General features: G+C 35.9%; 13 protein-coding genes. 4 read left to right on the top strand and 9 right to left on the bottom strand.

Annotation, left to right across the window (positions count from 1 at the left end):
* The first annotated feature begins 88 nt into the window (after positions 1-88).
* Together FJR47_RS01340 and FJR47_RS01335 are read left to right on the top strand one after the other, a co-directional pair.
* Entirely contained in the window at positions 89-2,515 is a 2,427-nt protein-coding gene (locus tag FJR47_RS01340; protein ID WP_152298700.1) for a Lon protease family protein, read from the top strand.
* A 35-nt stretch (positions 2,516-2,550) separates the two neighbouring features.
* Complete coding sequence (locus FJR47_RS01335) at positions 2,551-3,300, top strand: TrmH family RNA methyltransferase (protein WP_152298699.1); 750 nt, start codon at positions 2,551-2,553, stop codon at positions 3,298-3,300.
* Position 3,301: 1 nt separating this feature from the next.
* Here FJR47_RS01335 and FJR47_RS01330 read toward each other — a convergent pair whose 3' ends face one another.
* Positions 3,302-3,622 carry a thioredoxin family protein gene (locus tag FJR47_RS01330; RefSeq protein ID WP_152298698.1) on the bottom strand — a complete coding sequence of 107 codons (321 nt, stop codon included), beginning with the start codon at positions 3,620-3,622 and terminating at the stop codon, positions 3,302-3,304.
* A gap of 53 nt (positions 3,623-3,675) precedes the next feature.
* Here FJR47_RS01330 and FJR47_RS01325 point away from each other — a divergent pair, with 53 nt between their 5' ends.
* Positions 3,676-4,584, top strand: coding sequence for an AEC family transporter (locus FJR47_RS01325; RefSeq protein WP_152298697.1), 909 nt, complete (start codon positions 3,676-3,678; stop codon positions 4,582-4,584).
* Positions 4,581-5,258, top strand: coding sequence for an endonuclease III domain-containing protein (locus FJR47_RS01320; protein WP_152298696.1), 678 nt, complete (start codon positions 4,581-4,583; stop codon positions 5,256-5,258). Before FJR47_RS01325 ends, FJR47_RS01320 begins: the two co-directional genes overlap by 4 nt.
* A 36-nt stretch (positions 5,259-5,294) precedes the next feature.
* On the opposite strand, the gene FJR47_RS01315 is transcribed toward FJR47_RS01320, so the two are convergent.
* The 8 genes from FJR47_RS01315 to FJR47_RS01280 all read right to left on the bottom strand — a co-directional run bounded on the left by FJR47_RS01315 (position 5,295) and on the right by FJR47_RS01280 (position 11,759).
* Positions 5,295-5,546, bottom strand: a complete 252-nt coding sequence (locus FJR47_RS01315) for a ComEA family DNA-binding protein (protein ID WP_152298695.1) — start codon at positions 5,544-5,546, stop codon at positions 5,295-5,297.
* 197 nt (positions 5,547-5,743) lie between these two features.
* Entirely contained in the window at positions 5,744-7,663 is a 1,920-nt protein-coding gene (gene tkt, locus FJR47_RS01310) for a transketolase (RefSeq protein WP_152298694.1), read from the bottom strand.
* Between the two features lie 66 nt (positions 7,664-7,729).
* Positions 7,730-8,578: a polyprenyl synthetase family protein gene (locus tag FJR47_RS01305; RefSeq protein ID WP_152298693.1), complete on the bottom strand. Its 849-nt coding sequence runs from the start codon at positions 8,576-8,578 to the stop codon at positions 7,730-7,732.
* 150 nt (positions 8,579-8,728) lie between these two features.
* The gene (locus FJR47_RS01300) at positions 8,729-9,037 is read right to left on the bottom strand and encodes a YbaB/EbfC family nucleoid-associated protein (RefSeq protein ID WP_152298692.1); all 309 of its coding nucleotides are present in this window, start codon (positions 9,035-9,037) and stop codon (positions 8,729-8,731) included.
* Complete coding sequence (gene panD / locus FJR47_RS01295) at positions 9,038-9,403, bottom strand: aspartate 1-decarboxylase (protein WP_152298691.1); 366 nt, start codon at positions 9,401-9,403, stop codon at positions 9,038-9,040. It abuts the gene before it with no gap.
* 1 nt (position 9,404) lies between these two features.
* A complete protein-coding gene (locus tag FJR47_RS01290) occupies positions 9,405-9,779 on the bottom strand; it encodes a (2Fe-2S) ferredoxin domain-containing protein (protein ID WP_152298690.1) in 375 nt (124 codons plus the stop codon).
* 86 nt (positions 9,780-9,865) lie between these two features.
* Positions 9,866-11,179 carry a UDP-N-acetylmuramoyl-L-alanyl-D-glutamate--2,6-diaminopimelate ligase gene (locus FJR47_RS01285; RefSeq protein ID WP_152298689.1) on the bottom strand — a complete coding sequence of 438 codons (1,314 nt, stop codon included), beginning with the start codon at positions 11,177-11,179 and terminating at the stop codon, positions 9,866-9,868.
* Positions 11,169-11,759, bottom strand: coding sequence for a hypothetical protein (locus tag FJR47_RS01280; RefSeq protein ID WP_152298688.1), 591 nt, complete (start codon positions 11,757-11,759; stop codon positions 11,169-11,171). The genes FJR47_RS01285 and FJR47_RS01280 overlap by 11 nt, the downstream gene beginning before the upstream one ends.
* Positions 11,760-11,767: the final 8 nt, after the last annotated feature.

Genomic DNA, 11,767 nt, shown 5'->3' with positions numbered 1-11,767 from the left:
AGTTTAACCATGAAATAAGCTTGTTTAATTTAACATTGATTCTTTTTAAAAGAATTTTATTTACCAAACTTATTTAAAGGCAATTATTATGACACCTATTTTAGCTGTTTCACAGCTATATCACAAATGTGATTTTTCACTCTTTTCATTCACTACTACAGAAGAACTTGAACCATTAGAAGATCCCATTGGACAAAAGAATGCTTTAGAGGCAATCGATTTTGCTGCCAATATTAAACAAGACGGATACAACTTGTTTGCAATGGGAGCCTCAGGAAGCGGCAAACACTCAACAGTTATGAGTTTTTTACAAAAAAAAGCGATAAAAGAAAAAGCTCCCAGCGATTGGTGCTATGTCAATAATTTCAAAGATCCGAGAAAACCAATCGCTATAGAATTTCCATGTGGTCAGGCAATAAAATTTAAAGATGATATGTATGAACTCATTGAACTTCTAAAAGAGATACTTCCTGCCGCTTTTGAAGGAAATGCCTATCGTAATGAATTTGAAATTATTAATCAAAAGTATATTGATGCAGAGTCTGAAATTTTTAAAAATCTTCAGGATGAAGCAAAAAAACATGATATCTCAATGAACGCTTCTTCTAGAAACAGAGTCACTTTTGCGCCTGTTGTAGATGGAAAGGTTATTACTGCAGCAGAATATAACGCTATAGAGGGAGAAGAAAAAGAGAAGATTGATCAAAAAGTCAATGAATTTGAAAAAATTGTAAAAGAGGGATTGAATAAAGTCAATGAGCTTAACAAAGCCCAAAGAAAAGAGCTTAAATCTCTTGAGAAAAAAATAACACAAGAGTCCGTAGAATCTCTTATTGATGAAATGCGTTCTAAATACAGTTACTCTAAAAAAATCATTGAGTATCTTGATGCTTTACAAAATGATGTTATTCGACATGTACAAGATTTTCTCGTAAAACCTGATGAGATGCCGGTTATGCCTTTTATGAAAGATTTATACACTCCATCTTTTTCTCGTTATAGAGTAAATCTTTTTATTACCCATGAAGAAAACGCTACATCTGCAGTCGTTTATGAAGACAATCCTATTCATCAAAATCTTATAGGAAAGATTGAACATTTATCTCAGGTCGGTACATTGGTAACCGATTTTAGCATGATTAAACCGGGAGCTCTTCATAGAGCAAATGGCGGTTATCTTGTTCTTGATGCAAGAAACCTTTTAATGCAGCCTTTTGCATATGAGGAGCTTAAGCGTGCTCTTCGTTCAAAAGAGATACGCATTGAATCATTGGCGCAACAGTATTCTTTTATAAGCACTACCTCATTAGAGCCTGAACCTATTCCTATTGATGTTAAAGTAGTACTTATCGGCGAGAGAATTTTATACTATCTTTTACATCATTATGACCCGGATTTTCAAGAACTTTTTAAAGTAACAGCAGATTTTGAAGATGATATTGTACGAAATAATGATAATATCTATCTCTACGCTCGGATGATTGGAACTATTGCAAAAAAGCATAATCTGCTTCCACTTACTTCTAAGGCTGTTGCAAGAATTATAGAACAGAGTTCCAAAGAGGTTTCACACTCTGCAAAATTTTCTACACATCTAAGAACTCTCTCGGATCTGTTAAAAGAGGCTGATTATTGGGCGAAAAAAGAGAATCGCTCTGTAGTAGATATAGATGATATTAATAAAGTGCTTCAAACTCGCATTGAACGGCTTAATCGTATTCAAAGAAAACTATATGAGCAGATCGATGAAGGCACCATAATGATTAGTGTAACCGGCAGCGCAGTCGGCAAGATTAATGCACTAAGTTTTATATCAATGGGTGGATACGATTTTGGTATAGCATCTCGCATTACCGCGAGAACGCGCATCGGCAAAGGCGAGATTATAGATATTGAGCGAGAGGTTGAACTGGGCGGACCTCTTCACTCAAAAGGAGTTATGATTCTTAGTTCGTATCTTGGCTCAACATACGCTAAAAATATACCCTTAAGCCTATCTTCTTCACTTGTATTTGAGCAATCCTACGGCAGAGTTGATGGAGACAGCGCATCTTCAACAGAGCTCTACGCTATTCTTTCATCACTTTCAAACCTGCCTATAAAACAAAACATCGCAGTTACGGGTTCTGTTAATCAATTTGGCGAAATCCAGCCCATAGGCGGTGTAAACGAGAAGATAGAAGGCTTTTTTGACATCTGTATGCGCAGAGACAAAAATGGATTTTACGGCGTTATTATTCCAGAAGCAAATATCAAGCATCTAATGCTTAAAACTGAAGTTCTTGAAGCAGTAGAAAAAGAAAACTTTGCGATCTACGCAGTAAAAACTATCAATGAGGGAATAGAGATTTTAACCGGCGTAGAAGCAGGAAAAGCCGATGAAAACGGCATCTATCCGTCATCCAGCGTAAACGGTATGGTAATGGCTCGTCTTGAGGAGTTCTCAAAAAACGCAAAAGATTTTTATCACCAGAAGAGTGACAATTCTGATGAAGAGAATAAAACAGATAAATAGTGTAAAATTGCATCAATATAAACAAAAGGCAAATTTTGGAAGATTCACAAGAGTACAAAAACAAAAAAGCATATTTTGAGAAGATAATCACGCTTTATGGCAGAAATGTCGTCATAGAGATTCTTCAAGATGAAACTATCACTATTCACAAACTTCACATGTCAAATTCCAATAAACCAGACGGCGCAGTAGAAACCATCCTAAAACTTGCAAAAAAAAGAGGCATTGAGGTAGTTTATCACGATAAAAATGCGCTCAGCAGAATCAGCAAAAATGCAAAACAGGACCAAGGTGTGGCGATTGACATTATTGCTTCCTCATACCAAAGTGCAAATGAGATAAAAAATTTAAAAAGTTTCAAACTCTTAGCACTTGACGGCATCCAAAATCCTCAAAACCTAGGGATGATTATCCGCTCATGCGCTGCCGGATATGTTGATGGAATAATTCTTCCTAAAAAAAGCAGTGCAAAAATCTCTCCGCTTGTTATAAAAGCGAGTGCGGGAACACTTTTTAAACTTCCAATCTACTACTGCAACACGCTTGATGAAATTTTAAAAGAGTTGCATGATGCAAAAATCTACCTGCTCTCTTCACATGCCAAAAACAGTATCTATGATTTGAAAAAAAATGAGAAATCCATATTTGTTTTAGGAAACGAGAGCGAAGGCGTCTCAAAAGAGATTGAAAAATTCTGTAATGACTCTATCAGCATCCCAATGAATAGAGGCATAGAATCTTTAAATGTCGCAGTTACCGCTTCGCTTATCGCTTTTATGCGCTAGCCTAGCTCATCATAATCTCATAAGGGCGTTTTATCTCCCGAACAACCTCATCGACACTCATATGGCGTGATTTTCTTAAAAACTCTCTGCCCTCTAGAAAAACCAAAACGGTAGGGATGGCAAAAACTCTAAAATAAGCAGCGGCTTCCTGATCCAGTGAAGTATCTATACTTATAATTTTGAAGTCACCGAAATTACTTTGGATTGCATCTAAAAGTTTTGGTTTTAGTGCGTGGCAAACATTGCATGTCGGGGCTGAAAAATAGAGCATAACGGCTGGACTCTCTTTTAGAGTTTTTTGTATATCTTCTATTGTCTGCATATATTAGTGCCTTTTTTTGTGGGAAATTATACACTATTTGCTATAATCGCTCCATGAGTTCAATACTATTTTCAATTTTAGCTATTTATATCTTTATTGTTATCGGCTTTGTCGCAAAGATGAGCTTTAAGGAGAGAATTGACGACAAAACGGTAACACTGATAAATGTATATTTTTTACAAATCTTTTTAACATTTTGGGGGCTTCTTATCCGCCCTGTGGATGCAAACCTGTTTTTTGCACCCTCTATCTATCTTTTTATAGTTATTTTAGTTTTAATTATTTCAGCTTTTGTTGCAAAAAAAATTTTTGAAGATAAAAAAGAGTACTCCATAGCAACTGTTGCAGCGATAGTCGGAAATACCGGAAATCTAGGCATACCTCTCAATATAGCTATATTTGGCGAAGAGTCTATCCCTTATACAACCGTTATAAATCTTATGAATGTTTTTGTAGTCTATACTCTTGGAGTTTATTACTATTCAAGAGGAAGTTTTGATGTTAAAACTTCACTGAAAAACATAGTAAAAATTCCTATTCTCTGGGCTGCTGCTGCAGCTATTATACTTAGCGTTAACGATTACAAACCAAACGAAGAGATTATGAAAGTGCTTATGATGGGGGCTTACGCTTCTATCGTTATGCAGCTCTTTTTATTTGGAATCTATCTTTATGGCACAAAGATAACACAGATAAGCAAAAGATTGACGCTATGGGTTATAAGCCTAAAATTTATCTTTTTGCCAGCCGCTGCATTTTTAATTCTCTCTTTTATTGAGCTGGACTCTATGATAAAAGGGATTATTTTTATAGAACTTATGGTGCCTCTCGCCATTGCAAATGTAAACTTTGCTTCACTCTATGACTGTAAACCAAAAGTTGTTACCGCTCTTGTTTTTATCTCCTCAATACTTTTTCTAGGTGCTATTTTTGCGGGTGTAAAGGTTTTAACATATCTATGAATAAAATATACAACATCTACAAACTGCTCTATAATACTTACGGCCCGCAAGGGTGGTGGCCGATTACGGGATATGGATATCATAAAAAAGATTATAGTTTTCCAAGAAACAGCGATGAGATATTTGAGGTGTGTTTAGGCTCCATCCTAACCCAAAACACGACATTTACATCAGTAGTAAGATCACTAGAAAATCTGCATCTAAAAAATGCTCTAAATATTGACGCTATAGAGTCTATGGATATTAATGAGCTAAAAGAAGACATAAAACCCTCTGGCTATTTCAACCAAAAAGCGAGATACATTTTGGAATTTAGCAAGTTTTATAAAAGTTTAAATGGAGCAGTTCCGACAAGAGACGCTCTTTTAAATGTCATAGGTATCGGTGAAGAGACGGCTGATTCAATGCTTCTATATGGCTACAACCAACTAGAATTTAAAGTGGATGCTTATACAAAAAGAATCCTTCTTGAACTCGGTCTGATTGATGAAAAAACAAAATACAGCGAGATAAAAACTATGATGCAAAACTCACTAAAAGAGAGTGTAAAAGATAAAAAAGAGCTGATTATAATATATCAGGAGTTTCATGCGCTTATTGTAGAACACGGTAAAAAATTTTATTCAAAAAAACCGTATGGAGAAGAATGTTTCTTAAAAAAGAAATTTTTATAAAACTGCAGCAAAAAATGCATGCAGCTTTAAAAATTACTATTTTTTACACTTGCTTGCAGTGATATTGTTTCTGTTTTTCTCTAACATTTTATCGCCAAAGCCTTTGACCTCTTTTAGCTCTTCAATACTGCTAAAACAGTTATGCTTTTTTCTGTACTCTATAATAGCGCTTGCTTTTGCTTCACCGACACCGTTTATGTTCATCAGCTCATCTTTATCTGCTTTGTTAATATCTACCGCTCCAAAACATAGAGCAGCTCCAATAATCAGTAGTGACAATAACTTCATTTCTAACTCCTTTTAACGAAAACTGTTAAATTTTACTTGTTTAAATATAAAGAAAACATTAATTTTAACAAAATATAACAAAATATTTTATATTTATTATTTTTTTACAACATAATGAATTAATTTATAAAAGATTTTAGAGATAAAAAAGGGAAAGTTTTTATTTTTGCAGGCTATTTTTATAGCCTGCAAGAAGATTATTGGATTTTTGAGATAATACTCTCTACTGAAAACCCAAATTTTTCAAAAAGTTTATCAGCAGGAGCAGAGGCACCGAATCTATCCATTCCTATCACCTCATCGGCAAGTCTGTACCACTCTAACCCGCGAGCAGCTTCGATTGCTATTTTTTTAGTATTGGGATTGATGATTGAATCGATATACTCTTTATCCTGCTCAATAAAGAGATCATAACATGGAACAGAAACTACATCTGCTTTTACACCATTTGCATTAAGCGCCTCTTTTACCTTAAGAGCAAGTTCTACCTCTGAACCAGAAGCCATTAATGTCAAAGTTGCATCTGCATCACTTGCTAGCAGATAACCGCCTTTTGAAGCACTCCCTTTTACAGCTGCAGGAAGAACAGATAGATTTTGACGGGAGCAGACAAAAGCAGACGGAGATTTTTTCATCTCTAATGCTACTTTCCAAGCTTCAACATTCTCAGCGCCGTCTGCAGGTCTCCAAACATAGAAGTTTGGCAGTGCACGAAACTGGCTTAAGTGCTCAATCGGCTGATGTGTCGGTCCATCTTCACCAACACCGATACTGTCATGCGTCCAGATAAAGAAGTGCTGTATTCCAGTAAGAGCTGCGATACGAGCTGCAGGTTTTAGATAATCAGAAAAGACGAAAAATGTAGCTGAAAACGGCATTAGCGGTCCGTAAAGCGCCATTGCATTTACGATAGAAGCCATTGCATGTTCACGAATACCAAAATAGATATTTCTTCCCTTTGGATAAGTACCCATGTCAACAAGTTCTGTTTTGTTTGATGGACTTAAATCTGCTGAGCCTCCCAAAAAGCACGGAAGAGCTTTTGCAATTGCATTTAAAACTTTTCCATTTGTACTTCTTGTAGCATCCGCTTTATCAAAAGTCGGCCACACAATCTTTGAAAAATCAGGATTTTGCAAAGCTTCTAAAGTCTCATTTTGCTCCATTAAAGGAAGCGTCTTAAGAGAGTGAATCCACTCTCTTTCTGCCAAATCGCCCTTTTCAATCGCGCATCTAAAACGAGCCATTACATCTTCATCTACATGAAAACTTTTTTGTGCATCAAATCCTGCTGCTTTTTTTGCTTCAGCTATTACATCAACGCCAAGAGGAGCGCCGTGAGAGTGGTGAGAACCTTCAAGTTTTCCACCCCCTTTTGCAATAGTTGTATTTGCAATGATAATTGTCGGTTTTTTATTGCCTTTTGCAGCTGTTATTGCACTCTCTATCTCACCATAATTATGACCGTCACACTCTAAAACATCCCAGCCTTGCGATTCAAAACGAAGACGAATATTTTCACTTATACTTAAATCAGTTGAACCCTCAATTGTAATGCGATTAGAGTCATAGATAAGAATCAGGTTATCAAGCTTGTTGTGTCCAGCGATCGAGCACGCCTCATAACTCACACCCTCTTCCAAATCTCCGTCACCACATAAACAGTAAACATTATGATCAATAACTTTTGCAGTATCAGAGTTTACCTGCGCACCCATAAACTTTGAAGCCATAGCAAAACCAACGGCATTTGCAACTCCCTGCCCTAAAGGACCCGTAGTAATTTCAATACCTTCTGTATGGCCAAATTCCGGATGTCCTGGAGTTTTTGAGTCCAGCTGACGAAAATTTTTCAAGTCTTCAATCGTTAATCCATACCCCCAAAGGTAATAAAGTGAATAAATAAGTCCTGTCGCATGACCGCCTGAAAACACCAATCTGTCGCGATTTAGCCATGATGGATTTTTAGGATTGTGATTTAAATGCTCACTCAAAACAACTGCAATATCTGCAAGACCCATTGGTGCGCCCGGATGACCTGAATTGGCTGCTTGAACCATATCTGCTGCTAAAAATCTAATAGTGTTTGCCATTTTCTGACGCATTTGATCACTCATATTAATTCCTTGTTTTTATTTTATGCCTTCAAGAGGATCTTTACAAACTTGATTTTTATATCAAATTTAACTTTTATGCCTATTTATATACTCTATCAAAAGTGATGAAAGCTCATTTTTTAAACTCTCATCAAAACTCTTCAACTCTAAAATCAACTCATCTGCCAATGTATCAGCTTCTTTTAGCGCTTCTTCAAGCCCAAGCAGTGTTACAAAACTGTTTTTTGCTTCATCATTGTTTGTAAGTTTTCCTGCCTCATCTGAGCTTTGTGTAACATCTAAAATATCATCTTGAATCTGAAACAAAAGTCCAAGTTTTATGCCAAAATCATATATTTTATCGCCCACCTCTTCGCGGTCAACAATAAGTGCACCCATTTTAAGCGACGCTGCAATCAATTTTGCTGTTTTGTTTATATGCAGCATTTTTACATCATCTAAACCAAGTGGTCTATTTTCAAAATAGCAGTCAATCGCTTGACCCAAAACCATACCATTAAGACCGCCGTTATTCGCCAGCTCTCTAATTAAACCGACTCTTGTATAATCCGAAAATGGGGCATTGCTTAAAACTTCAAAGGAGTATGTATTTAGCGCATCCCCAACGAGAATTGCAGTTGCTTCATCAAATGTTATATGCAGAGTCGGCTCTCCTCTGCGAAGAGGTGAATTGTCCATTGCAGGAAGATCATCATGAATCAATGAGTATGTATGCAATAGTTCAATGGCATATGCGGCATGATACGCTCCCTCAATCAAAAGAGGATTGTATGCATTTACAACACCAAGCAGCAGTGCGGGACGAAATCTTTTCCCTCCGGCAAGAAGCATCTTTTGTAATGCTTTTTCATATGTAGGGTGAATACTTTTTGATATCGGCAGATGATTTAATAAAAAATTTTCAAAGTTTTGCATGCGAAATTTTATCTAATTAACTTTCACAAAAAACTGAAATTCTTCTTTTTTATAAAGAAGATTCAGTGCTTTTTTATTGCGATAAAAAGGTAGTATTTTAAGTGTTTGGTTTAAAAAAGAGAAGTTGTGCAGCAAAGATAAAATAAACACCTATTTGCTCTCGAACGGATTCATACCGCCAAACATACCCAAAGCGCTTTTTTGTCTGTTTTGCTCAACCATTTTATAAGCATCATTGATAGCACCGATAAGCAAAATCTGTAGTGAATCTTTATCTTCTAAAAGTGAATCATCAATATTAATATCAGTTACTTCACCCTTGCCATTAATAGCAACCTCAACCATGCCGCCGCCGCTTTTTACTTTAAAGGTTTTAGACTCAAGTTCAGCTTGAAGTTTTTTAGCGTTCTCCTGCATTCCTTCAAGCATCTTGCCCATATCGCCCATATTTTCAAACATTTAAATCTCTTCCAAAATTTCTTCGATATCGTTGTTTTCATCAACTAAAACAACTCTTGGCTTGTATGTTTCTAGCTCTTTTTCATCATATGTAGCGTAAGCAACTATGATTACTTTATCGCCTTTATGAACTTTTCTAGCAGCTGCACCGTTTAAGCAGATGTCTCTTTTGCCGCGTTCACCTAAAATAACATAAGTTGAAAATCTCTCACCGTTATTTATGTTGAGTATTTCAACTTTTTGTCCGACTCTCATCTTTGAAGCTTCTAAAAGCTCCTCATCTATAGTAATAGAACCTACATAATTTAAGTTGGCATCTGTTACCGTAGCACGATGAATTTTACTATACAACATCTCTATTGTCATTTTACATTCCCATCTGTTTTTTCATCTCACATGGAGAGATCGGTGCATCCCACATATCAGCACCTATAAGAAATTCTTCAACAACTTTTCCACCGATAATATGCTCTTCTACAATTCTGTCAATCTTCTCTTTTGTAAGAGCTGCATACATAAAATGCCCAGGCTCTACCAACATTACAGGACCTGCTAGACAGCGATTTAAGCATGAAGTACGAATTGGCTGTACTGTCCCCATAATGCCCTCTTTCATCAATTTTTGAGCCAAATGCTGAAAAAGATCCTGAGTTTCTGGCGTCACACATGAAGGTTTCGGCATACCAGGAGGAGCTGATTGTTCACACTTAAATATATAAAATGCCGGTTGAGGAATACCCATAACTATTATCCTTAATATTTTTCGAAATTATAGCAAAAATAAACATAGAATTCATTATACGCATAATTAATCTCTATATTTAAGTATTAAATTACCTTGGAAGTATCTTTTTGTTTCAGCAGTTCCCTAACCACTTCTCTGTCATCAAAGGGAAACTGCTTATCATATATAATCTGATATGTTTCATCACCTTTTCCAAGTATAACAACTACTTCATCATCTTTTTGTTCATTAAGCGCCATCTCAATAGCCTTTTTTCTGTTGAGTTCAACATTTACGATACTTCTATCTTCAATACCCTCTAAAATATCATCTACTATATTTTGAGGATCTTCATTTCTTGGGTTATCGCTTGTAATATAGAGTTTTTTTGCCAAACTTGCAGCAACTTTTCCCATTATAGGGCGTTTTGTTCTGTCCCTATCCCCGCCTGCTCCAAAAACCACTAAAAGCTCTTTCTCTTTAAGCGCATTAAGCACCTGTTGTATTCCGTCAGGCGTATGTGCAAAATCAACTATAACATTTGGTTCTTCACTTACCTGCTCCATTCGACCGCTTACTCCGGCAAAATTATCAACAACCTCAGCGATCTCTTCAAGTTTTTTTCCGGTTAGGATATGTGTTGCCGCAATAGCTGCCATAAGATTGTAAAGATTAAAAAATCCGTGCAGAGATGCCGTAAAAGGAACAACCTCTTGAAAATGTTGTATTATCCCGCTTGTCGCATTATTAAGAGAATATGCCATAAGTCTATATGTCGAAGGGTTTTCTATGCCGTAAGTAAAGGCATTTTTAAAATTAAATGCTGCTTTTTTTTCATCTTTATTTATAAGCTTTTTGCCTTCATCTTCAAAAAAACTGTTTTTTACAGCTATATATTCACCTATTGTTTTATGATAGTCTAAATGGTCTTGCGTAATATTTGTTAAAATTTTCAACTCAAAATTAAGACCTTCTATCCTTTTTTGAGCAATAGCATGTGAGCTTACTTCCATTATAAAAAATTCACACCCTGCCGCAACAGCCTGATAAATATGTTTGTAGGTATTGAGCACTGATGGCGTTGTAAGACTCTTACCTTCTACTATTTTGTCATTCATAAAAAAGCCGCGAGTTCCCTGCATGGCTGTTTTATAACCTAAATCAAGCAAAAATGAGTAAATCGCGCTCGCCGTTGTCGTTTTACCGTTTGTTCCGGTTATTCCGACGATTTTTATCTTATCGATTCCAAATAAGTTTGCAACATCTTTTATACTTATAATCGAATGTGCTCCATTATCTTTTGCATCTTGGAGATATTTTTCGTTTTGGGCACTCAGCACAAAAGCTGTCTCTTTATCGCACTCTTTTGAATTTTCTGTTATATATCTAAACGCTTCATCGCTAAGCTCAATTTTCAATTGTTTTTTCCTCTGCTAGTTTTTTAAGCAGTTTTCTAAGAAGTGTGTCACTCGGATAAACACTTAAAGCATTTTCAAGATATGAGAGTGCCATTTCAGCAAAACCGTGCTCTATAAGATTTTCCAAAAAATCAATAAAATCCTCTTTTTCCGTAATAATCACTTTTGTTGAGAACATAATATTTTCAAAAGTCTCTTTAAAACTCTCATTGCTATCAATTAAAGCTTTAAAATCTTTATAAAGAATTCCATCTTCAAGTTCTATTTTATCACGGATAGGCTCTGCAAAAACTTCTCTTAACTTTTCCATTGAGCCGTCCATGTTTTGCAAAATATCACTCATAATAGTGTCCGCCTGCTCTTTGTCTTCCTCTTTTAAAATCTCATAATAGTCAAAAAGAGCTTCTGCTCCGCCTTCTCCGCTTAGCGCCATCTCTGCCAGTATAACACCGTTGTAAGCCTCTTTTGAGTTAGGAAAGTTTTGCAAAACCGCGGCAAATTTCTCTAATGCATTTTTATAATCTGATTTAGAGAAACTTTCTTTAGCCTGTGATAATGTTTTATATTTACTTATTCCCATTTTTATAC

This window comes from Sulfurimonas xiamenensis, from assembly GCF_009258045.1.
Classification (GTDB): Bacteria; Campylobacterota; Campylobacteria; order Campylobacterales; family Sulfurimonadaceae; genus Sulfurimonas; species Sulfurimonas xiamenensis.
This window is presented reverse-complemented; position numbering and strand designations above follow the sequence as displayed.